General features: G+C 49.3%; 19 protein-coding genes and 1 tRNA gene. 8 read left to right on the top strand and 12 right to left on the bottom strand.

The genetic code is table 11. The features are described from left to right. Window positions 1-111: 111 nt before the first annotated feature. Window positions 112-1,296, top strand: coding sequence for an outer membrane beta-barrel protein (locus QQL65_RS02930; protein ID WP_284361912.1), 1,185 nt, complete (start codon window positions 112-114; stop codon window positions 1,294-1,296). On the opposite strand, the gene galU is transcribed toward QQL65_RS02930, so the two are convergent. Then, window positions 1,283-2,185, bottom strand: coding sequence for a UTP--glucose-1-phosphate uridylyltransferase GalU (gene galU / locus QQL65_RS02925; RefSeq protein ID WP_284361911.1), 903 nt, complete (start codon window positions 2,183-2,185; stop codon window positions 1,283-1,285). The two genes, QQL65_RS02930 and galU, sit on opposite strands and share 14 nt — an antisense overlap. A 107-nt stretch (window positions 2,186-2,292) precedes the next feature. Between galU and galE the strand changes: the two genes are divergently transcribed. The 3 genes from galE to QQL65_RS02910 are packed head-to-tail and all read left to right on the top strand — an operon-like array spanning window position 2,293 to window position 5,727. After that, window positions 2,293-3,294, top strand: coding sequence for a UDP-glucose 4-epimerase GalE (gene galE, locus QQL65_RS02920; protein WP_284361910.1), 1,002 nt, complete (start codon window positions 2,293-2,295; stop codon window positions 3,292-3,294). Between the two features lie 44 nt (window positions 3,295-3,338). Continuing rightward, window positions 3,339-4,547, top strand: a complete 1,209-nt coding sequence (locus QQL65_RS02915; RefSeq protein ID WP_284361909.1) for a lytic murein transglycosylase — start codon at window positions 3,339-3,341, stop codon at window positions 4,545-4,547. 10 nt (window positions 4,548-4,557) lie between these two features. Next, window positions 4,558-5,727, top strand: a complete 1,170-nt coding sequence (locus tag QQL65_RS02910; RefSeq protein ID WP_284361908.1) for an SGNH/GDSL hydrolase family protein — start codon at window positions 4,558-4,560, stop codon at window positions 5,725-5,727. Window positions 5,728-5,805: 78 nt separating this feature from the next. Here QQL65_RS02910 and QQL65_RS02905 read toward each other — a convergent pair whose 3' ends face one another. The 3 genes from QQL65_RS02905 to QQL65_RS02895 all read right to left on the bottom strand — a co-directional run bounded on the left by QQL65_RS02905 (window position 5,806) and on the right by QQL65_RS02895 (window position 12,898). Beyond that, on the bottom strand, window positions 5,806-7,233 hold the full coding sequence (locus QQL65_RS02905; protein ID WP_284361907.1) for a glutamate synthase subunit beta: 1,428 nt from the start codon (window positions 7,231-7,233) through the stop codon (window positions 5,806-5,808). 12 nt (window positions 7,234-7,245) lie between these two features. Beyond that, window positions 7,246-11,940 carry a glutamate synthase large subunit gene (gene gltB, locus QQL65_RS02900; RefSeq protein WP_379863137.1) on the bottom strand — a complete coding sequence of 1,565 codons (4,695 nt, stop codon included), beginning with the start codon at window positions 11,938-11,940 and terminating at the stop codon, window positions 7,246-7,248. A gap of 490 nt (window positions 11,941-12,430) precedes the next feature. Next, the gene (locus tag QQL65_RS02895) at window positions 12,431-12,898 is read right to left on the bottom strand and encodes an Hsp20 family protein (protein WP_284361904.1); all 468 of its coding nucleotides are present in this window, start codon (window positions 12,896-12,898) and stop codon (window positions 12,431-12,433) included. Window positions 12,899-13,316: 418 nt separating this feature from the next. Here QQL65_RS02895 and QQL65_RS02890 point away from each other — a divergent pair, with 418 nt between their 5' ends. Continuing rightward, entirely contained in the window at window positions 13,317-14,312 is a 996-nt protein-coding gene (locus QQL65_RS02890; protein ID WP_284361903.1) for an alpha/beta fold hydrolase, read from the top strand. A gap of 14 nt (window positions 14,313-14,326) precedes the next feature. On the opposite strand, the gene hisN is transcribed toward QQL65_RS02890, so the two are convergent. Next, on the bottom strand, window positions 14,327-15,154 hold the full coding sequence (hisN, locus tag QQL65_RS02885; protein ID WP_284361902.1) for a histidinol-phosphatase: 828 nt from the start codon (window positions 15,152-15,154) through the stop codon (window positions 14,327-14,329). Window positions 15,155-15,444: 290 nt separating this feature from the next. Next, the gene (locus QQL65_RS02880) at window positions 15,445-16,329 is read right to left on the bottom strand and encodes an N-formylglutamate amidohydrolase (RefSeq protein ID WP_284361901.1); all 885 of its coding nucleotides are present in this window, start codon (window positions 16,327-16,329) and stop codon (window positions 15,445-15,447) included. A 180-nt stretch (window positions 16,330-16,509) separates the two neighbouring features. Between QQL65_RS02880 and cpdR the strand changes: the two genes are divergently transcribed. Next, window positions 16,510-16,869, top strand: a complete 360-nt coding sequence (gene cpdR / locus QQL65_RS02875) for a cell cycle two-component system response regulator CpdR (protein ID WP_284361900.1) — start codon at window positions 16,510-16,512, stop codon at window positions 16,867-16,869. A 14-nt stretch (window positions 16,870-16,883) separates the two neighbouring features. On the opposite strand, the gene QQL65_RS02870 is transcribed toward cpdR, so the two are convergent. Both QQL65_RS02870 and QQL65_RS02865 read right to left on the bottom strand, forming a co-directional pair. After that, on the bottom strand, window positions 16,884-17,819 hold the full coding sequence (locus QQL65_RS02870) for an alpha/beta fold hydrolase (protein WP_284361897.1): 936 nt from the start codon (window positions 17,817-17,819) through the stop codon (window positions 16,884-16,886). Further along, complete coding sequence (locus QQL65_RS02865) at window positions 17,819-18,652, bottom strand: fatty acid desaturase (protein ID WP_284361896.1); 834 nt, start codon at window positions 18,650-18,652, stop codon at window positions 17,819-17,821. The genes QQL65_RS02870 and QQL65_RS02865 overlap by 1 nt, the downstream gene beginning before the upstream one ends. A 198-nt stretch (window positions 18,653-18,850) precedes the next feature. Between QQL65_RS02865 and QQL65_RS02860 the strand changes: the two genes are divergently transcribed. Then, window positions 18,851-18,925: transfer RNA gene (locus tag QQL65_RS02860), tRNA-Val, on the top strand. A 26-nt stretch (window positions 18,926-18,951) separates the two neighbouring features. Here the strand turns inward: QQL65_RS02860 and QQL65_RS02855 are convergent. Genes QQL65_RS02855 through QQL65_RS02840 form a run of 4 tightly spaced genes read right to left on the bottom strand, consistent with a single transcriptional unit; the run spans window position 18,952 to window position 22,004 of the window. Further along, the gene (locus QQL65_RS02855; RefSeq protein ID WP_284361895.1) at window positions 18,952-19,713 is read right to left on the bottom strand and encodes a hypothetical protein; all 762 of its coding nucleotides are present in this window, start codon (window positions 19,711-19,713) and stop codon (window positions 18,952-18,954) included. Between the two features lie 4 nt (window positions 19,714-19,717). Next, complete coding sequence (locus tag QQL65_RS02850) at window positions 19,718-20,443, bottom strand: fluoroquinolone export ABC transporter permease subunit (protein WP_284361892.1); 726 nt, start codon at window positions 20,441-20,443, stop codon at window positions 19,718-19,720. Further along, the gene (locus tag QQL65_RS02845; protein ID WP_284361891.1) at window positions 20,440-21,303 is read right to left on the bottom strand and encodes an ABC transporter ATP-binding protein; all 864 of its coding nucleotides are present in this window, start codon (window positions 21,301-21,303) and stop codon (window positions 20,440-20,442) included. Before QQL65_RS02845 ends, QQL65_RS02850 begins: the two co-directional genes overlap by 4 nt. Next, complete coding sequence (locus QQL65_RS02840) at window positions 21,300-22,004, bottom strand: TetR/AcrR family transcriptional regulator (protein WP_284361889.1); 705 nt, start codon at window positions 22,002-22,004, stop codon at window positions 21,300-21,302. Before QQL65_RS02840 ends, QQL65_RS02845 begins: the two co-directional genes overlap by 4 nt. Before the next feature lie 380 nt (window positions 22,005-22,384). Between QQL65_RS02840 and QQL65_RS02835 the strand changes: the two genes are divergently transcribed. Further along, window positions 22,385-22,978 (top strand): hypothetical protein, encoded by a 594-nt coding sequence (locus QQL65_RS02835; RefSeq protein WP_284361886.1) that lies wholly within the window; start codon window positions 22,385-22,387, stop codon window positions 22,976-22,978. Window position 22,979: the final 1 nt, after the last annotated feature.

Here is a 22,979-nt window from a genome sequence, read left to right as displayed (position 1 = left end):
ATTGATAAAAAGCATTTTTTTATGAAAATGCCCGCACCCGAATTATCACTTCATTAACCATAATCGAGCAGGATGCAGGTAGATTTTTGTAAGTAGAACAGGCGGAAAATCGTGGCAATAAATTCAAAGGCTGGTTATCAGCGTTTGATAGCGGCAAGCACATTGTGCCTTGGCGCATCTGTTTGTGCGCCTGTTTTCGCTCAAGACATTTTGCATGATTGGGACCTTTCAAGCGAAGTCACCTTGCGTGGCGGGTTTGAAAATGTAAATGGCGAGAATTCGCATTTTGTTATAGCTGCGCCTCAGTTTTCCCTTCAGCGGCAAAATGATGACTTGTCCATATCTCTTAGTGGCAATGCCGAGTTGGACCAAGTTGGTGGCGACCAGTTTTCTGCTCGTTCTCTGGGCACTCAGGCGACGGTTGGCCTTAGATTGAATCAGCATGCCGCAGCCGAACTGGGCATTAGTTATGGCATCACCCAGCCACGATCATCCGATCCCGATTTACCCACAGATGTAAAAGTGGCTGGGCATGAGCAACAGTTTGGATTGGTGGCGCAATATAGTCACCAGTTCAGCAAAACAGCGATGCAGTTGCGTGGCTCAGTCGGTCGATCGCAAACTGCAAATTCATTGCTCAATGATAATAGTTACCAATCTAACGCTGACCAAAACGCTTGGACCTATGGCATTGGTGGGCGAATTTCACGCGAATTGACCCCAACCATTCAAGCGTTCGTGGATGCGCAACTCAGCCGCTCTCGATTTGATGCAACAAGTACCACACTTGGAGCAAGTCGGAACAGTTGGACTTACGAAGCTGAAATTGGTGCTGAAGTCAGCTTTGACCAACGGTTACAGGGTACCGCATCGTTGGGGTATTTGCGGCAGAGTTTTGATGACACCAGTCTTGACGCTTTGCAGACCTTTACATACGGGGCCAACCTTGATTGGCAAACAAGTGACACGTCACAAGTCGTGCTTGCTGTTGATACGAACATTAGTCCTTCGCCATCATCGGGCGAAGCCATGCGGATCGTTGATACGGGACGGCTGACGTTTAATCAGCAGATCAATTCTAGTTTGCAGGGGTCGGTGTTTGGGGAATTGCAGCGAGAGCACTATCAAACAAGCACAGATGAAATTAAAACGACGCGCGCTGGATTGGGTTTGCAATATCAAGCGAACAAGCAATTGTCGGCTTTTGCGAATTACAGCTTTTCGTTGCGCGAGGCGCCCACTGATGTGCGCCGCACGCATTTGATTGAGGCGGGGTTGCGCTTTAATCGGCAATAGTGAAGTTGTCGAGCAGTTCGGCGGCCACTTCGCGCAGTTCTGACTTGAAGTCTGCTGCAATATCTTCACGGTCCATTGCAAAAACGACGTTCGCCGTTAAGAAGCCAACTTTCGAACCGCAGTCAAAACTATGCCCTTCATATTTCACGCCTGTGAAATTTTGTTGACCCATCAAGGTCACCATCGCGTCAGTGATTTGAATTTCACCGCCTGCGCCTTTTGACTGCTTGCTCAGCAGATCAAAAATCTCGGGCTGTAGGATGTAACGACCCGAAATGATGAGATTTGAAGGTGCTTCGTCAGCAGAAGGTTTTTCGACCATCTCAGAGATCGTAAAGCCTTCGTCCGGCCCGTCGCCGCGGCCGACAACGCCATAAGATGAGACATCGTTGGGTTCAACTTCTTCAACCGCTATAACGTTGCCGCCATTTTGATTGTAGCTTTGCATCATTTGGGTCAAAACGCCCGGCTTTGATCGCATAAGCATATCTGGCAGCAAAAGCGCAAATGGCTCATTCCCGACAATGTCACGCGCGCACCATACCGCATGCCCAAGGCCCATTGGCTCTTGTTGGCGCGTGAAACTTGTTTGGCCTGGCTTGGGCAAACCCTCACCAAGCATTTTCAGCATGTCGTGTTTTTGTCGCTGGTGTAGCGTGATTTCCAATTCAACCTGGCGGTCAAAATGATCTTCAATCACGCCTTTGTTGCGGCCAGTTACAAAGACAAAATGTTCAATTCCGGCTTCTCGGGCTTCGTCCACGGCATATTGAATCAGAGGCTTGTCCACCACTGGCAACATTTCTTTTGGCATGGCTTTGGTGGCAGGTAAAAAACGCGTGCCGAGGCCAGCAACGGGAAAAACGGCGGTCCGAACTTTTTTGCTCAATGGGCTTTCCTTTTACAGAATTTGTACCACAACTAGTCATTGTGTAATGCAATCGCAACCCTTCAAGTGATAGACGAGGTTTGATTAATAATGTTTGAGGACGTGCAATGAGCATATTGGTAACAGGCGGCGCAGGTTATATTGGCGGTCACACCGTGCTTCAGCTCGCAGATGCCGGTGAGAAGGTTACGGTGCTGGATAATCTAACCACGGGCTTCCAGTGGGCGGTGGATGATCGTGTTGACTTTGTTGAGGGAAATGCTGGCGATACCGAAGCTGTAACAGCGCTTTTGCAGGAACGTGGAATCAAGTCGATATTGCACTTTGCGGGGTCAATTGTTGTTCCAGAATCCGTTGAAAACCCTTTGAAATACTATCACAACAACACAGCCACAACGCGCAACTTGATTGAAGCTGCCGTGAATGCAGGTGTGAAGCACTTTATTTTTTCGTCGACTGCTGCAGTTTATGGCATGGCGGGCATGGAGCCGGTTGGCGAAGAAAATCCACTTAGTCCAGAATCACCATATGCGAAATCAAAACTGATGAGCGAAATGATGCTTGCGGACGTCGCATTTGCGCATGACATCAAATATGGCGTGTTGCGCTATTTCAATGTGGCGGGAGCTGATCCACAAGGACGGTCCGGGCAATCGACGCCACTCGCGACCCACTTGATTAAGGTGGCGTGTCAGACCGCGCTTGGTCAACGTGACAAGATGAAGATTTTTGGCACAGATTACGAAACGCCTGACGGCACTTGTATACGTGATTATATCCATGTGACTGATTTGGCCGAAGCACATGCGTTGTTGCTAAACTATTTGCGCGATGGTGGAGAAAGCACGACGATGAATTGCGGCTATGGTCGTGGCTATAGCGTGAAAGAAGTTGTTGGTGTTGTCAAAAAGGCGACAGGCATTGACTTTGTTGCCGAGGAAACAGGTCGTCGCGCTGGAGACCCGGCTGCGATTGTTGCGCAAGCGGATCGTGCACGATCTGTCCTTGGTTGGGAGCCAAAGCACGATGATTTGCGTGAGATTGTAGACCATGCTTTTGCTTGGGAAAAATATTTGCTGACCCGCAATGATCGCCCTGAATTGGGCTAAAATCTGTGCCACGATGCTCATCTGACAATGTGGAGGTGAGTTTTGTGCGCTTGCTATGGGCGACGATTGTTTTTGTATCGCTTTTTGTTGGTGTAGCTTATGCCGCACCAACACAGAGTTTTGTGCAGTTCGTCTCGAGTTTTGAGAAAAAAGCGGTTGCGGCCGGAATCCCAAAATCACTCTATCGACAATTAACTCAAGGCTTGGTGCCTGATCCTGCGATCAAAGTCGCCGAAGGCAGCCAGCCCGAGTTTGAGCGCCCAATTTGGGACTATTTAGACCGGCGGATCACGCAAGACCGCATAAGTCGAGGTCGCAATGCTTTTGCGCGCAACGAGCAAGTATTCCAGAAAGTCGGCGCAAAGTATGGCGTAGACCCGTATATGCTCGCAGCGATTTGGGGCGTTGAAACAGACTATGGGGCGATTATGAGCAATGATCGCTATTTTAAGCCCGTATTGCGCTCATTGTTTAGCTTGGTTCATCAGCGGCGTGGGCGCGTGAAACTTGATGAAGCAGAATTGATCGCTGCGCTGAAGATTTATGCCAGAAACGAAGCGCCAGCGAGCGGACTGAAAGGGTCTTGGGCTGGAGCGCTAGGACATTTGCAAATCATGCCCTCTGCATTTCTTACCCATGGGACCGATTTTGATGATGATGGAAAACGCGACCCGCATGGGTCATTGGCAGACGCGTTGGCCTCAAGCGCGAAGTGGTTATTGGGACTAGGATATCAGGCTGGCCATGATTGGGGTTACGAGGTGAACCTTCCGAATGGGTTTGACTATATGCTTGCGGGCCGCGATCAATTTCGACCGGTGTCGTTTTTTGCGGACCGTGGCGTTCTGCGTGTTAAGGGCCGAAAGTTTGGTGATCGAGATGAGCAAGTCTTTCTTTATGTGCCAGCAGGTGCGAACGGGCCAAAATTCTTGATGACGAAGAACTATTTGGCCCTCAAAGGGTACAATTTCGCAGATTCTTACGCGCTTGCTGTTGCGCACCTTACGGACCGCCTTAAAGGTGCAGGACCTCTGATTAATGACTGGCCGCGCAATAGCAAATTTTTAAATCGCGAACAGCGTATCAATTTGCAAACGAAATTGACGCGTTTGGGCTATTATCAGGACAAGATCGACGGGCGGCTTGGGCCAATTAGCCAGCAGGCATTGCGAGCGTGGCAGCACAAAAATGGATATGTTGCGGATGGCTTTCCCACCATGGGCGTATATGATGCTGTGATGAAAGCAAAATAGATTGTTTGAGATGCGAATAGCGAACTGTTTACGATTGTTTGTTGTGACTTTGCTGCTGGCAATGCCATTGGGGCTGCCGGGCGTTGTGGGTGCGACGCTAGCTGATGATCGCATCGTGGTTGCGCAAAATAGTGAACCCAAGAAACGCTCCCTTTTTGATATTTTATTTGGGCGAAACAAACCTGCAACGCCACCAAAATCGACAAAGAACACAAATTCGACAAAGCGGAAGTCGTCGCCAAGCATTACCACTGTGCCAACAGTCAAAATGATCGAAAAGGCGCCGGACGCAAAAACCCTTCTGGTCGTTGGTGATAGTTTGGCGATTGATCTTGCAAAGGCACTTGATCGTTTTTACGCGTCGGAAACCCAGTTGGCGATTGTAAGCAAAGGCGTCGGGTCGTCGGGGTTTGTGCGGGACGATTATTTTGACTGGAATGCTGCAATTGATGATTACTTGGTCAACCAGCCATTCGATCTGTTGGTTGTTGCGATTGGTATTAATGATCGTCAGGAGATTAGAGCGGCAGATGGTCGTCACCAACCTTTGACCCCTGGTTGGCGCCTAGAATATGAGCGGCGGCTAAACCTGTTTTTGTCAAAAGTAGCGCAAGCGCAAAAGCCGGTGGTGTGGATGGGTCTGCCACCAATGCGCAAAACATCTTACTCAAAAGCCATGAGCCAAATATCGTCCATGCACCGCCTGGCAGCATTTGCAAACGGTGCGGAATATGTCGACATTTATGAGCGATTTGTCGATGAGGATGGCAATTATTCGTCTTATGGCCCGGACTTGAATGGCCAAAATGTGCTGATGCGCAAAAGCGATGGCATCCACCTTTCATCTGCAGGCAGTGATAAGGTTGCCTTCTTTGTCGATAAGGTTGTTAGTCAATACTATCGCGGCGGCGAGATATCTGTTGCCGTTGTCGATCCATTAGAAGGCACAGATGCATTTGATATGCTGCGCCCACCTTTCCAAGGCATTGCGCAAATTCGCAAACTAGAGCTCGCCGGCGCTATCCGTGAGCTTGGGTTAAAGCACAAAAGCCGGGAACTGGTGCTGGCGACAAAGCCTGAAACGATGGCATTGCCGGTTGAGCAATTGTTTGGTGCGCCAGAAGGGCGTGCAGATGCGTTTGGCGTTGGTGTGGCTTTAGAAGAACCAGCAACTGAATAGCATAGAAACGATTAAGCCGGCATCGATGGGGTCACATAGATGCCGGCTTTTGCCAAGTCAGTTGCGCTGATTGTGGGTTCAGCGCGGCAGACTTGTTTTTCCCATTAGGTCAAAGTCGATTGAGCGTGCTGCCTGACGGCCCTCGCGAATTGCCCAAACAACCAAGGACTGGCCACGTCGCATATCGCCTGCTGCGTATACGCCCTCGACGCTTGTTTTATATGACATGGTGTCGGCAAACAGGTTTTTGCGTGGGTCGAGGTCGGCACCTAGCTCTTCGAGCATGCCTTCAAAAATTGGATGCGCGAAGCCAATCGCCATCAAAACAAGATCTGCCCTTAGGATGAACTCGCCGCCTTCAACTGGTTGACGCTTTTCATCCACACGTGAGCATTTCACGCCGTTTACGTGGCCCATTTTGTCGCCCATGATCTCAAGCGTTGCCGCCTGGAACTCACGGTTTGCGCCTTCAGCTTGCGACGACGAAGTGCGCATTTTGATTGCCCAGTTTGGCCAAGAGGTGAGTTTGTCCTCTTTTTCTGGAGGTTGTGGACGGATATCAAGCTGGGTAACAGACACTGCGCCTTGGCGGAATGCTGTACCAACGCAGTCAGATGCAGTGTCTCCGCCGCCAATCACGACAACTTTTTTGCCAGTGGCTAAGATGGGGTCGAGGCCTTCAACGTCTTCGCCGCCATTGCGCTTATTTTGTTGCACGAGGTACGGCATAGCGTAATGCACGCCAATTAGGGTCTCACCTTCGCAACCTGGATCACGCGGATGCTCAGAACCGCCACATAGCAAAACAGCGTCGTGGTTTTTCTTTAGGTTTTCGACCGTGCGTGTCACACCGATATTTTCATTGTAGTGGAACGTCACGCCTTCAGCTTCCATTTGCTCAACGCGGAAGTCGATATGACTTTTTTCCATTTTGAAATCGGGAATGCCATAACGCAACAGGCCACCAGCTTTCGCTTCACGTTCAAATACGTGCACGTCGTGGCCAGCTCTTGCCAGTTGCTGGGCGGCGGCGAGCCCTGCAGGCCCAGAACCGACGATGGCAACTTTTTTGCCCGTTTTGGTCTCAGGCACTTGCGGCTTAATCCAACCGTTTTTGATTGCGCGGTCAGCGATGGTTTGCTCGACCGTCTTGATGGTCACCGGTTGATCTTCCAAGTTTAGCGTACATGCCTCTTCACATGGTGCAGGGCAAATGCGGCCCGTAAACTCAGGAAAATTGTTAGTTGAATGCAGATTGATGGCAGCGCGTTCCCAATCGCGTTGATAGACCAAATCGTTCCAATCAGGAATTTGGTTGTTCACTGGACAGCCAGTATCGCCATGGCAATAGGGAATGCCGCAATCCATGCATCGAGAAGCTTGGCGAACAATTTCGCCTTCGGTTAGCGGTACTGCAAATTCGTTATAGTGACGAATGCGATCAGATGCTGGCTCATACCGTGCTTCTTGACGATCAATTTCGAGAAAACCTGTGTGCTTACCCATTTGCTTTCTCCCTTACGCTTTTGCCGAAGATTGCTGGCTTTTTTGCTGTTCCATCTCGAGGATGGCGCGGCGATATTCGACCGGCATAACTTTTACAAACTTGCCACGATAGTTTTCCCAGTCGTCAAGAATGTCCTTGGCGCGTGTTGAACCAGTGTAGTGCAAGTGGTTTGAAATCAGCTGATATAGACGCTCATCATCGTGTTTGGTCATGTCGCCAGAAATATCAACGCGACCATGCCACTCGATGTCTCCACCATGGTGGTGGTGTTCGCGCATCAGCTCTTCTTCTTCAAGAACAGGCTCGATATCCACCATTGCTAAGTTGCAACGTGAGCGGAAGGTTTGGTCTTCATCAAGCACATATGCAACGCCGCCGGACATGCCGGCCGCAAAATTGCGACCTGTTTCGCCGATAACAACAACGATACCGCCGGTCATATATTCACAACCGTGGTCGCCTGTGCCCTCGACAACCGCGACTGCACCTGAGTTGCGCACAGCAAAGCGTTCGCCCGCAATGCCGCGGAAATAACATTCGCCAGAAACCGCGCCATAAAGCACTGTGTTGCCGACAATGATTGCGTTTTCAGGCACAATGTTTGTGTTTTCAGGAGGGCGCACAACAATGCGACCGCCAGATAGGCCCTTGCCTACATAGTCGTTGGCTTCGCCGACAAGGTCAAAGCTGACGCCGTTCATTAGGAACGCACCGAAGGCTTGGCCCGCAATACCCTTCAGGTTCACCGCAATAGTATCTTCAGGCAGACCCTCAAGACCATATTTCGCAGCAACTGCGCCCGAAAGCATTGCACCAGCTGAGCGGTTTTTAGATTTGATGTCGATATCAAATTTGACCGCCTCACCTTTTTCAAGTGCAGGTTTTGCTTTCTTGATCATTGTGCGATCAAGCACTTCTTCCAACTCATGATCTTGCACTTGTGAGTGGTAGTAAGTGTCGTCGCCTACAAGCTCAGGCTTGTGGAACAGTTTGGTGACGTCCACACCTTGTGCTTTCCAGTGACCTTCAGTTTTCTTCTGTGCCAATAGATCAGAGCGACCAACCAATTCGTTGATTGTGCGCGCGCCCAATTGAGCCATGAGCTGGCGCAATTCTTCAGCTACATAGAAGAAGTAGTTCACAACGTGCTCGGGTGTGCCTTTGAAGCGTTTGCGTAAAACAGGGTCTTGTGTTGCAATGCCCACAGGGCACGTGTTGAGGTGACACTTGCGCATCATCAAGCAACCTGCCGCAATAAGTGGTGCAGTCGCAAAGCCGAACTCGTCTGCACCAAGCAGAGCGCCAACCAAAACGTCACGACCAGTTTTAAAGCCGCCGTCCACTTGCAACGCCACGCGCGAACGCAAACGGTTCAGCACAAGCGTTTGGTGGGTTTCAGCCAAGCCGATTTCCCAAGGGGATCCTGCGTGCTTGAGCGACGTAAGTGGTGATGCGCCGGTACCGCCATCAAAACCAGAGATCGTGATGTGGTCCGCGTGCGCTTTTGCAACGCCAGCCGCAACGGTGCCGACACCTAACTCCGAAACGAGCTTCACAGAGATGTCAGCTTTTTCGTTAACGTTTTTCAAATCGTAGATCAGCTGTGCCAAATCTTCGATTGAATAAATGTCGTGGTGCGGTGGTGGAGAAATCAGTCCGACACCCGGTGTTGAATGCCGTGTCTGGGCGATGACAGCATCTACCTTATGGCCCGGCAATTGCCCGCCTTCGCCAGGTTTTGCACCTTGGGCCACCTTAATTTGGATCATGTCTGCATTCACCAAATAGTCGGTGGTCACGCCAAAACGGCCCGAAGCTACTTGTTTGATTGCGGAACGCTCAGGGTTGCGTGAACCATCTGGCAATGGGTTGTAGCGATCTGGCTCTTCACCACCTTCACCAGTGTTTGACTTGCCGCCGATCTGGTTCATTGCAATTGCAAGGGAAGTGTGTGCTTCGCGGCTGATCGAGCCAAATGACATAGCGCCGGTTGAAAAGCGCTTTACGATTTCTGTCGCTGGCTCAACTTCTGAGATATCAACCGGCTCGCCTAATGGCTTGAACTCAAACAAAGAGCGGATGGTCAAAAGCTGGTCAGATGCATCATTCACGGCTTGCGCGAAGGCATCATATTTCGCTTGTGCGGATTGAGGAGACTGCTCTGCAGTTCTTACGGCGTGTTGCAGGTCGGCAATCGCGTTTGGCGACCAAGCATGTGCCTCGCCGCGAATGCGGTATTGATATTCGCCGCCAACGTCCAAAGAGTTTGCAAGCACGGCATCATCACCAAATGCTTGGACGTGACGCTCTACAGTTTCACGGGCCACTTCATTAAGACCAACGCCCTCGATTGAGGTGCCTGTACCAAAGAAGAACTTCTCAACAAACTCGGTTGATAGACCAACTGCGTCAAAGATCTGTGCGCCACAATAGGATTGGAACGTGGAGATGCCCATCTTGGACATAACCTTAAGCAGGCCCTTGCCGATTGATTTGATGTAGCGCTCAACGCACTCATGCTCATCAACTTCTGGTGGGAATTGCCCTTCAGCCTGGAGCGCTGCAATGGTTTCGAACGCCAAATATGGGTTGATCGCTTCTGCGCCATAGCCAGCGAGAACAGCGAAGTGATGTACTTCACGTGCTTCGCCAGTTTCGACCACCAAGCCACATGACGTGCGCAGGCCTTTGCGGATCAGGTGGTGGTGAACAGCTGCCGTTGCCAGAAGCGCCGGGATGGCGATCCGATCGTGGCTAAGCAAACGATCTGACAGAACAATAATGTTGAGGCCCAAGCGAACAGCGCTTTCGGCGCGGTCGCAAATGGTCTCAAGTGCCATTTCCATCCAGTCTGCGCCTTTTTCAGCCGCATAGGTAATGTCGATGGTTTCTGTGAGGAACTGGTTGTCGCCAATATTGCCGATTGTGCGGATCTTCTCCAAATCTTCGTTGGTCAAGATCGGTTGACGCACTTCCAAACGCTTTTGAGTCGATAGACCTTCTAGGTCAAACAGGTTCGGGCGTGGGCCGATGAACGAGATCAGGCTCATCACGCTTTCTTCGCGGATCGGGTCGATTGGCGGGTTTGTTACCTGCGCAAAGTTCTGTTTGAAATAGCTATAGAGCAGTTTCGACTTGTCGCTGAGCGCCGAAATTGGCGTGTCCGTACCCATGGAACCAACGGCTTCTTGACCAGTTGTTGCCATAGGTGTCATCAAAAACTTGATGTCTTCTGTTGTATAGCCAAACGCTTGCTGGCGATCTAGAAGGGTTTCTGATGGTTTGATTGGGTGACGATCAACTGCAGGCACATCCTCAAGCACGATCTGTGTGCGGCCCAACCATTTTTGATAAGGGTTTTTCTGCGCGAGCTTTGATTTGATCTCGTCGTCAGAAATGATTTTTCCTGCTTCAAGATCCACAAGCAGCATTTTGCCTGGCTGCAAGCGCCACTTCTCAACGATTTGATCTTCTGGAATATCCAAAACACCAGATTCCGATGCAAGAATGATTTGGCCGCCTTTAGTGACGCAATAACGCGCTGGGCGCAGGCCATTTCGATCAAGCGTTGCCGCGATCCGGCGACCATCTGTCATGGTTAGGGCCGCAGGGCCATCCCATGGCTCCATAATAGCAGCGTGATACTCGTAGAACGCACGGCGCTCTTCATTCATTAGCGGGTTACCCGCCCATGCCTGTGGCACCATCATCATTGCTGCATGTGGCAAGTCGTAGCCACCACGCACCAAGAATTCGAGCGCATTATCAAAACATGCGGTATCTGACTGACCTTCATATGAAATGGGCCAGATTTTCTCGATGTCATCGCCAAAGCGTTCAGATGAAACTGATGCCTGACGCGCTGCCATCCAGTTCACGTTGCCGCGAATGGTGTTGATTTCACCGTTGTGTGCGACGAAGCGATAGGGGTGCGCCAGTTTCCAAGATGGGAACGTGTTGGTTGAAAAGCGCTGGTGCACGAGGGCAAGCGCTGATGTGAAATCTTCGTCGCCTAAGTCAGGGTAGAATGGGCCAAGCTGGTTGGCCAAAAACATACCTTTATAAACAACGGTGCGCGCTGAGAACGAAACGACGTAAAAGCCATTGTCATTGTCCGCTTCAGGTAGCGCTGCATAGATCGAGTTTGAAATGACCTTGCGCGTAATCAAGAGCTTTGTTTCAAACGTGTCTGTGTCCATGCCGTCGGGGCGTGCCACGAAAACTTGTTCAATAATTGGCTGGGTGCCAATTACGCCTTCGGATAGGCAGGAGTTATCAGTTGGCACTTCACGCGTGCCAAGCAGCTCAATGCCCTCTTTCTTTAGGCATTCAGCAAGTTTCTTCGCGCATTTCTCTTTAAGCTCTTTGTTGTTTGGATAGAACAACATTGCGACAGCATATTCGCCTTGGCTTGGCAGCTCAAAATCAACTGATTTGGCAAAAAATGCGTGCGGAATTTGCACCAGCATACCGGCGCCGTCACCCATGAGTGGATCGGCACCAACCGCACCACGGTGAGTAAGGTTGATAAGAATATCCAACCCATTTTGCACGATTTCGTGGGTCTTTGTGTTGTCAATATTCGCAATAAAACCAAGACCACAGGCGTCATGTTCGTTGGCAGGATCATATAGACCCTGTTTGGCGGGACGACCGTTGTAAGCGGATGTAGCGGTCATTGATGTGCTCCCCATCAATGTTGTCATGCTGTTGGCCATAAGCCCCTCCTTCAAAATTACGCCCAATCAGCTCGAATGAGCCAAAAATTGGGTCAGGTCGTTACGCTCGGGTCGTTCGTTGGAATACCACGAACGGCTCGTTGCGACGTTGCGCAAACAATTTTCAAAAGAACGGTCAAATTGAATTGTTGCCGTTCAACTTCGCGAGCTCGTTTTTGAGCTCTCCCCTAGCGCCTTACCAGCGGCGTATGACACGCGTTCAACGCCGCATCCTGATTATCACAAATCAGATATGGGCGTCGCGGTGTTTTATAATGGACAATATTGCTGTCCTATTTTGATCGGGAGATTGCCAGAAATTTCGCGGGAGGGCAAGGTGGTGGGGTAAGTTTTTTTGTCGCAGTGGACGAGAATATCTAGAATGTAAATGTTGCCCTTGAGCGTAGTAATCTGAAATAAACTCGCTCAAGGGCTGTATAGTTTTTGATACTATTGAAGCAATTGATGTAGTTGCGAATTAGTTCTTTACATCGCTTTCAATAGTCTTTGTTTCATTTGATTTGGCTGTTCCAATCGCAATCTTGCGTGGTCGTTTGCTTTCTGGAAGCTCGCGTACCAGATCAATATGCAACAAACCATTTTCTAGGTTTGCGCCCTGAACTTCTACATGGTCCGCCAATTGGAACCGACGTTCAAATGATCGTTCAGCAATGCCGCGATGCAGAAATTCACGTTTCTGTTCGGTAGTTGATGTTGATTTGGCGCCTTTAACGCTAATCGCGTTTTCTTTTGTCTCAATCACGATGTCAGATTCGGAGAAACCTGCAACGGCCATCGAGATACGATAAGTGTCGTCGCCTGTTCGCTCAATATTATATGGCGGGAACGCGTTTGCTTCTTGCGGCACTTGGTCGTCAAGAAGTGAAAACAAGCGGTCAAAACCGACGGTTGAGCGATAGAATGGTGATAGATCTAGATTTTGCATTACATATTCTCCTTTGAGCAACATGCTTTTGTTCTATTCAGAATTGAATGCCCCGACATATGCGGCGACAGTTCAAATCGGCCCCTTCAGTGGCGACCGATAACCTTAATATTGTGCGCAATTTTCGTCGTTCAAGAGGTTGGAATGCGGAAAAATATCCAAATGAACTGAATATGAATGAGGGTTTCGGAATTGGTTCAGTCGCGCTTTGGTATCTATTTGAATGTGGCGCTAAGAAAAGTCTGATCACTTCAACCAGCGTCACATCAAATCAACCTAACGGGATGTCATCATCCGCCCCCCGCATGGCATCCCACCCCAAAAGGCCAGCAATTCATTTTTTGGATTGCTGGTTTTTTTGTGCGTGGTGAATTACTAAGTGGGGAGACAATTATTCTCTTTGTTTGTGGCGGTGTTCATGTCTTTGGTTGCCAAACCCTCTTCGGTCTCTCAGATGGATGGACCCGAACTTGCAAATATTCCCTCAAATCCTGTGCCAGAAGGGGCGCGGGCTGGTTATTTTGTCACGCAAGATAATGTCCGGTTGCGCTATGCTTTGTTCCCCGCTTTGGGGCAGAAAAAGCGTGGGACAGTTTGTTTGGTGCAGGGGCGCACTGAATATATTGAAAAGTATTTCGAAACGATTGTTGATTTTCAAAGTCGTGGATTTCAAGTGGCGACGTTTGATTGGCGAGGGCAGGGTGGTTCAGATCGGCTAATTGCGAACCCAAAGCTTGGATATGTTGAAGACTTTGAAGACTATGTCTTGGATCTTGTCGATTTTCATGCCGAAATATTGCTGCCAGATTGTCCGCCTCCTTATTTCTTGGTTGGCCATTCAATGGGCGGTTTGGTTTCGCTGTTGGCGTCAACGCGTGATCGTTTGATGTTTGATCGCGTGTTTTTGAGTGCGCCGATGGTTTCAGTGGATACTGGCCTTAGCCTTTCTACAGCCGCAACCGTGCTTGGCGTTGGGAAATATCTTGGACTTGGGCGTTTGCCGCTTAATCCTTGGGATTTTCCGCACCCGAGTGAAGCAACCTTTCCAGGGAATGACATAACCTCAGACCACGGGCGGTATATGCGGATGGTCAAAACGCTTGATCACCGGCCAGATTTGGAAATTGCAGCGCCGACCATTGGGTGGGGCGCAGCTTCGTTTAAAGCAATGATGCGGGCCAACACGAGTGAATTTCCTTCAGAAGTGCGATTGCCCGTTTTGATGCTTGCAGCGGCGTCAGACAGCGTGGTTTCAACGCCGGCAATTGAGCAATTGGGCATTAGCATGCGGATTGGCCGCCATGCGGTATTGCCAAATGCGCGACATGAAATTTTTATGGAGACGGATGCTATTCGCGCTCAGGCACTTGCAGCGTTCGATGCATTTATCACCGAGCAAACCAAAAGCTTCTAGTTTGTCAGAGCTGTTTAGTCTGTTGCCGCTGGCGACAGGATGTCGAGCGCGGCTTCATGGATATGTTTGTTTGCCGCAGCAATGACCTGGCCGCCTTCTGTCGCTTGCTTTCCGGACCAAGTGGTGACGATGCCACCAGCTTGTTCAATGATCGGGATCATTGCAGCGATATCAACGCTCTTTAGACCCTCTTCAACCACCAATTCACCGTGACCTAAAGCAACCATGGCGTAGGCGTAGCAATCTAGTCCATATCGCGCCAGTTTCACTTTGTCCTCAAGAGCGTCATAGGCAGCAAGTGATTTGTCGAGCAGAAAGATGCGTGGAGATGTGGTGAAGATGTTTGCAGCAGATAGTTCAGTAATTGTGCTGGTTTTTAGCTGTATTTCTAAGCCTTGGCGGTTGAGAAGCGATTTTTGAGGCAGTCCGATGAAATCTTCGCCAATATGTGGCTGGCTCATCAAGCCGGCGACAGACTTGCCTTCATAGGTCAGCGCAATCAGCGTGCCCCAAACGGGTAGGCCGCAAATGAATGCACGTGTGCCGTCAATCGGGTCGATTATCCAGCGGAACGGACTGTTCGTTTCTTTGTCCTCCCATTCCTCGCCAGAAATGTTATGATCTGGGAAATATTCCGTGATAACAGCACGGATCGCCAATTCTGCTTCCTTGTCTGCGGCGGTGACAGGGTCAAAACCCTTTTGCAGTTTATTCTCAATATCGATAGTTTTACGGAAGTATTTAAGCGTAACGTCTTGCGCTTTTTGAGACGCTTCGAGCAAAATTCTGTGAATTAAATCGAAATCTACGGTTTCAGTTGTATTCATTGAGAATTCTGCCATTTTGTGTTGTCAACTTACTGGTTTTGTTGATGTTTGGGTATTCTTTAGAGAATGTTTACAGAAAAATTGTAGGTTTTGGATAGAGTCATTTTGGCAACAACTTCTGTAATTGCTTGTATTGTTGCGGCTTGATGGCTTGCATTTCGGGGCAAATCAGTTCACCCCAGTAGATGCATGATGCATTGGCAGCTCAGCCTATTCTGCTTTGAGCTGCTGACGTTTCCTCCCTTGACTAGGGCCGCTTCGGGCGGCCCCTTTTTCGAAAAAAACTAAAATCAGTGATGTATTGATTATTCGGCTGCGTGCGGAAGGTCAATTAGTTCGCGCAGATCAAGGCGAACAAGAAGTGAAATCAGTTGTTGGATCAGCTGTTGCACATGAATGAAGTTCTCATTTTTTTCCAGAGTGACTTCATTCATATAAAGATGGCGACCGATTTCGATTTGCAGTGCGTGAACGTTGTTACCCGGCTTGCCATAGGTCTTGGTGGTGAACCCGCCAGCATAGGGGCGGTTTCTTGCAACTTTGAGGCCAGCGGTGGTGAATAAAGTGTCGGTCAAGTCTGCGATCATAGGATGGCAGGTGGAGCCGAAACGATCACCCAATACAATGTCTGGTGCGCTTGCGTTGCCGCGCTTGTCTAAGTTGGGCATGGAATGGCAATCGATCAAAACAGCGATGCCAAATGCACTCAAGGTGTCGCTTAAAAGGTTCTGCAAGGCAGAGTGATAGGGTTTGTAGATACCCTCGATGCGCATTTGCGCATCGGCAAGTGACAGTTTAGTCCGATAGATTGTTTTCTTTTCTGCAACAATTTTTGCAATGGTGCCCAAGCCCGCCGCGACGCGAGGTGATGTGGTGTTGTAATTGTCCGGCAGCTGATCACTGAACATGGTCGGATCAAGCTCATAAGGCTCTCGATTTACGTCCAAATAGGCGCGCGGGAAATGCGCGCGCAGGAGCGGCGCGCCGAAGTTGGGCGCGCGGCCAAACAATTCGTCGACAAAAGCATCCTCAGATTGGCGAATGCTGAGATGGTCGAGTCGTGTTTGGTTTACAAATCTCGTTGGGTAATCTCGGCCAGAGTGCGGGGAATTGAAAACAAATGGCGCTCTTTGGTTTCGCGGCCGAATTGTTTCAAAAGCTGGTCGGTTAAAGTAGTCAGATTGCAACATGTTCTCCGTGATTTACGGCGCCGTTCCCCTCCGGACAGTGTGCAGAAAAATTGAAGTGAAGTCTACCCGAACAAGAGGAATTGATCGGTGGGAATAAATTGTCGCATTGTTGACTTGAGTTTGGGCGATTTGACAGGCAGAATCCGAATCAAATGATTGCTTTTTTGAGAGGCTGTTTCGATGCGTCGAATTTTGTTGGCTGAAGATGATAACGATATGCGCAAGTTTTTGACTCGCGCATTGGGCAATGCTGGTTACGATGTTGTCGCATTCGACAATGGCAAGTCCGCTTACGAACGTCTGCGCGAGGAACCATTTACTTTGTTGTTGTCAGATATCGTTATGCCTGAAATGGACGGTATTGAATTGGCGCGGCGCGCAACGGAACTTGATCCAGATCTGAAGGTTATGTTCATTACCGGTTTTGCTGCGGTGGCGCTCAACCCAGATAGTGAAGCACCAAAAGATGCGTCCGTGCTTTCTAAACCTTTCCACCTGAAAGATTTGGTTGATGAAGTCGAGCGTTTGCTCGCTGCTTAAATTGGCAAAGCAGTTTAGTTTTTGAAATAGGCCTCGATCTCTTTGTGGATCGGGGCCATTTCTTTGTCGCCTGGCATGTGCGCGCTTTCTTCCAATACAAACTCATGTCCGATGTTCAAAATCTTTTCGGCATGTGCCTTCGTTTCTTTATAGGGAAACATGATATCGTTTTTGCCAAAGACGATGAGCACGGGCTTCATTGTTTTTGGCATGTCATTTCCAAAAAACGGACCGGCGGGGTGGTGGCGCCAGAACGCGGTTTGGCGAATAACGATGTCCAGATAGTCGAGATTGTCGCTTGTGAGGTGCCGTGAAAGCGGGCGCGCAATAGTTTGCAGAATCGCCTTGTTAGGAAAGTGACGATAGGCCATCCAGGTGAAAAACAGCTTAGCGTATATCTTAAAATAGGGGAGTTTTGGTGTTAGTCCGGCGGCGACTATAAGTGCTTGTTTTTGAACGCGTTGTGGGGCAAGCTTGAGCAACTCTAGGCCAATTGATCCACCGAAACTGGCCGCGGCGATATTCACTTGCGATAAGCTCAGCGCGTCCAGCAGCTCAATTGCCCATTTGCCATAGGCATTGTTGCGTGGTGAAAATGGAACATCTGCTGACCTGCCAGGTTGGCCAATTAGGTCAGGGGCGATGAGCCAGTTGTCCTTAGCAAGATAGGCGAAGAAATCGAGCATCATTGGGCCAGGAATTGACATGCCTGGCAGGATCAGAATTGGCTTGCCCTCTGGATTGCCCATGGTTGTCACGTGCGTACTACCAAATGATGTGTCGTAACAGTTGGTCGCAACCGGTTCGTTAAGGGAATGCACCACTTTGTCGTAATAGGCTTGAAACTCAGCGCGTCCGTCGATGGAACGATAGACGGAGTTTTTTGGCAACGGACATTTGGTGTCGTGCCAGGTTGTTGTTGCAAATGCGCTCTCTAGGTTTTGTTCCATTATTTAACCAACGGCGCGGGGCTTCGCCCAAGTGTGCGGATTTGTACGCCCTCATTTGCCAATTGGTCTTTGGTTTGTGCAAAGAGGCTTTCGTGCGTGTAGCAAGGTAATTTTGGAAATTCGTGGTGCAAGAAGTGATGGTTGTTGAGCCAAAAGAATGGGCTGACGATCCACTCCCAGAATTCTTCCCCGCGCACAATAAGTGTCGTTTTCTTTCGATCAGAGCTTTGTTCAATCGTGTGCAGCATGCGATGCGAGACGGCGATCAAAGATGATGCGATTGACGCCGGTGCAAGCCACAGAAAGAAGGTTTCAATCGGAAACAAAACCAAAAGTGCAAGCAAAGTGGTGATCAATGCGCTGATGCGAATATAGCTCCAAGTGGCAAATGTTTTTGTCACACTATGTTTTTGGTGTGCGTTGATGAACATGCGCAAATAGTGCAGCGGCACGAACAGCCCCAATATGAAGCCAGTGGGGATCGAGACATTTTGCAGCCAATAATCTGGGTCGTTTTCTGGATCGTTGGTATTGGCGTGGTGTCTTAGGTGTAAGAACTTAAAGGTCGGAAAATCATAGATAAGCAGCCACCCGTGAAGCGTGCCCAGCAATTGATCGAGCCAAGCATTTGAACGGTTTGAAATGGTTTTGTGGGTCGCTTCGTGTGCAACAGCAAAACCCATATGGATTGCCAAAAATGCGAGAAGGCTGGCAAACCACAACGGCATTAATCCGCTCAAGTACCCAGAAATTGCGCTGGCAAAAAGCCCCAACAGCACCAGTGAAGCGATTAGCGTGGGCCAGGCAAGTTTGTTGCGTTGCTTTAGCATCATTGACTTGGCTAATTGCGTTGGGCTTTGCGGCACAGTTTATCCTATTGCACTAATCTTGCCCTTGAGTATGCAAAGCGTGGTCACTTATGTCTAGGGTGCATAATGTTGGCTGTATCTATTCAGAAATTTGGTCAAAAACCTATTGACCCGCAGGTGGATTTTATGGTCTATCACCCCAGCAATCTTGATTGCACGGATGGGCGTATAGCTCAGCGGGAGAGCACTACATTGACATTGTAGGGGTCACTGGTTCAATCCCAGTTACGCCCACCATCCACCCCCCACAAATTGGAAATTCACTATTGTTGAAGCGTGCTGCGAAACCTATGCACTAGCAATGCAATAAGTGCCAGTTGTGCCGCGACGCCTAGCATCAAAGTCCAAACCCAGGCCGAATTTCCAGAAATTGCCATCCAATAGGCCTTGCTGACGAGAAAGGGGGGAAAAAGACCAAACAGCCATTGCGCTGGTTCAGGGACAAACCAGCCGATCAAAATGATCCACCCCGCAACGCCGACAAACTTAGCAATGGCAAAACCTTGAAGTTTGTTTTGGGCAAAATTGGCATAAACCAAGGTGGCGATCGGTCCGGCAAGTGATGCACCTAAGCTGATGGCAATTGAATCAGCAAGTTGGGGGACAGCAATTCCAACGAAATGTAGCTGCGCAAACACTATTACTGCAGCTACTAGCGCAGGAATATACATGCGTACGCCAAGATAGTTTGCGGTTGGCACTGGTGTCACTTGCATTGCCACAAGTGTTCCGTCTTCTTTTTCGTCCAAGATCAGAAAACCGTAAATGGCACCAGACAAAAGCGCGCCTTGAAAAACGACCATAAACCCGACCAAAAGTGGGTAGAAGCTGCTTAAAGGTTCTGCGTGGAAACTGCCGGGCATTAATCCGTTGGCTGCAAGATTGTCGTTTAGCGCCGGCAGCGCAAATCTTAAGAAAAGGGCGATTATGACCACAAATCCAAACATGAGCTGCAGGAAATGGTCGCGGCCAATGATGCGGAAATCATTGGTGGTGATTTTTTTTGCCAATAGTAATGGTGTCATGGCCCTAACCCATTCTCTGAATGATGTGTTTTTGAAAGGCGGCGTGGGCCCAGAGGCCTAGTGCAAGCACAGTCGCAATCGAATAACCAATGGCGTAAAATTGTTCCCACATCGCAAGCGGTCTAAATGCAGCATCCATGAGCATGGTCGGTGCGGCTGTTGGCAAAATCAACAGCGCAGGATGCTTCCACAGTCCCCAAAAATACAAGAATGGCAATTGCATCGCCACGGAAATGGCCGCCATTGGAATTAGAAAATCAGTGATTTTGTTGAATCGCGCAACCACGGCAATGCCTGTGAGCGTGAAGACTATTCCGATCACTAGAATGCCCAAAACCAGCCAAGCTGCATTTGGCCAAGTTGCTGCGCCGCCAAACTGGTGAATGGCGATTGCGCCATAGATCGATACAAGCGATTCAAGTGTTGCAAGCAGTACCAAGGAAACAAGTTTTGCGACCAAATACTCCTTGGTCGTGAGCGGTGAAACAATGGCGGCGGCGATTGTTCCCTCGTCTTTTTCAAAGATCATCATGCCGGCGACATAGAGCATCGTGGTGCCACCGATAATCAACAGAATAGCTGCTGGGACAACATTGCCCAATGATTGCGGCGAGGTTAGTTGAGCAAGAGCGATGGCGATGATCAGTGATATGATGATGCCAACATGATAAAGGCCATTGCGAAATTGGATGCGTATGTCTGTTGCAATTGCCTGGCTGAGCCGAGTCATTGCGTTAGCTCCCGACCTGTCACCTCAATAAAGATATTATCGAGAGTGGTTTCTTGGGTATGCATGTGTTCAATGCGATGAGCTTTGGCGATTGCGCGCGCAAAGTGTTCGTTTGTTTGTAGTCCATCAAGTTCAAATTCGGCGCTGGAGATGACGCCTTTTGGATCTGCTGTGTCTAGCCGAACTGTGCGTTTGCCATATTGCTGTTTGAGCTTCTCGGGTCGGTCGATCACCGAGATGTTGCCAGATGTAACAAACGCCACGCGATCACAAAGTTGGTCCGCTAGCGTCATGTTGTGTGTGGTAATAAACACCGTGGTGCCTTCGTCCCGCAAACGCAAAACCAGATCCTTGATGCGTTTGCCATTCACTGGGTCCAAGCCACTTGTTGGTTCGTCCAGAAAAAGAATTTTGGGCTGATGGATCAGGCTGCGCGCCACATTAAGGCGAATTTTCATGCCCTTGGAGAATTCTGAAACCCTTTTCTCCGCATCCTCCTTGAGGTCGACCCATTCCAAAACGGTTTCGGGGGAGAGCGTTTCGCCGCTATAGAAGCCGGCAAAGTGTTCGAGGTTTTCGCGCGCAGTGAGTTTGAGATAATGATTGGGCAGTTCAAAAGAAACACCAATCTTTTCAAATAGGTCGTTGCCCCACTGTTGGCGGTCTTTGCCAAGAATAGATATGTCGCCGCGATAATTTTGCAGTAGCCCAATCAGTATTTTTTGCGTCGTCGACTTTCCTGAGCCTGAAGGGCCAAGGAAGCCGAAAATTTCTTGTTCCTCAATGTCAAAACTGATGCCGTGTAAGGTGTCTGTATTGGCGCTAGGGTATGCATATTTGAGGTCGTTGACGGTGATCATGTTGCGTCCCGTTGGTTGTTCTTCGCAGTTTCAAATTCGGCCAAACCCTTTTGATAAAGTTGGCGCAGTATTGCTTTGCCCGCTTCACTGTTGCCCCCTTCCGGTGGCGTCAGCGCGCGGTCCATCATGTCGGCAATGCCTTTGATTACAGCATCGGTTTCTGGGATTTCGCTCTTTGGTTTGAAATCTTGTATGACCACCAGCCCATAGCTAAAAATATCCATGATATGAGCGGTGACCTTTGGGTCGACGTCTTTGCGCACCGCACCTGCTTGTTGCATAAGCGAAATGAATTCATGTCGCATGCCGGAATGCTGTTGCTGCTCGAAGAAGTTGCCTGGCTGTTTCAGGTAGTTTCCCAAAATGCCAGGGTCTTTGCGCATGATGACGGCCATGAATGGGATATCATCTAACACTTTGAGCATGTTCAGATACATATGAGAGATCAAGCCGCCGCGTGGGTCATTCTCGATCGCTTCAAACCATAGTTTTGAAAAACGATAAGTGGCGTCGATCAACAAGGCTTCAAGCACTTCGTCTTTGGATTTGAAATGCAGGTACACCGCACCTTTGGATATGCCTGCTTTGGATGCAATGTCTGCCACGGTTGTTTTGTTGTAGCCAAAGTGACTGATGAGATCAGCGGCGGCATTCAAAATACGATCGCGCCGGTCTTTGTCTTTTTGATCTGCTTTGTTCATCGCATTGTTCGTTTGTTGGTGTTTTGAGCTGTCGCCCAACTTATGTCGAAATGTGTAATTGACGTTATGACCGATTCTGTTGTTTTGGTCAAATCGCACTTTTTTTGGATGTTATGAGTTGGATTTGGTTGGTCGTGGTGACATGTAGAAGGTCCATTGGGGGGTGATTTTGGTGTTTTGACGATCCTTCGACACCACCTCCTCACTGTCCCCTTACGTGGAGAGGGGGTGCGGCTTTTGAGACTGACTATATTGGGACAGGTGTTTGCCAAACCAAGTCAATACTTATCTTGTTCACATGTTAATTAATAAGAATAGCAATTTACTAAAAGTTTAGGCGTGTTTGGTAATGTTCGTATGTAACTTTTAAGTATTTGGTCATGTTGAACAGATGTAGTGCGTTAGTTTTTTCTGCAGATGGGCGTTGGTCTGAGGCGTTTTGTGCCAACCTGGCCACCATCGGCTTTATGCGAACTGACTGTGTGTGTGATTTTGAGGCATTGGAGCGCTCAATCTCCCGGCATCACATCAATTACTGTTTCTTCTCTCAGAGTAGTCAAATCGAACAAATTCGCGCTGCCGTGCATGCAGTGCGCTCGTATCGAGATGATGATATCCGGTTTTCGCCCGCGATTTTGATGGCTAAGGAAATCTCAAAGAGTGAGCTTTCAGAATATATAAGCATCGGCTTTGATGATATTGTGCAATTCCCCTGCACATTTGACATGCTTCGGACGCGGGCCAAGCGACAGCTCAACAATGTCGTAAAATACTATGAAACGGATGAGTATTTCGGGCCCGACCGGCGCAATTACTTTGTTTCACAATCGGCGCATCACGAAAAGCGCACAGGAATGACCCCTTATCGCCGCTTGTCGATCCGGCGCGACGTTTTCAAAGGGGTCGAAACAGTCGATGTATTTGATCACAAGCCGCCCGCATTTGTGACCGAAAACCGCTGGAGCGCCATTTAGA

It is taken from the genome of Maritalea porphyrae, assembly GCF_030159895.1.
In the GTDB taxonomy this organism is placed as follows: Bacteria; Pseudomonadota; Alphaproteobacteria; order Rhizobiales; family Devosiaceae; genus Maritalea; species Maritalea porphyrae.
Note: the sequence above shows the minus strand (reverse complement) of the source record. Positions and strands in the feature narration are given on the sequence as shown.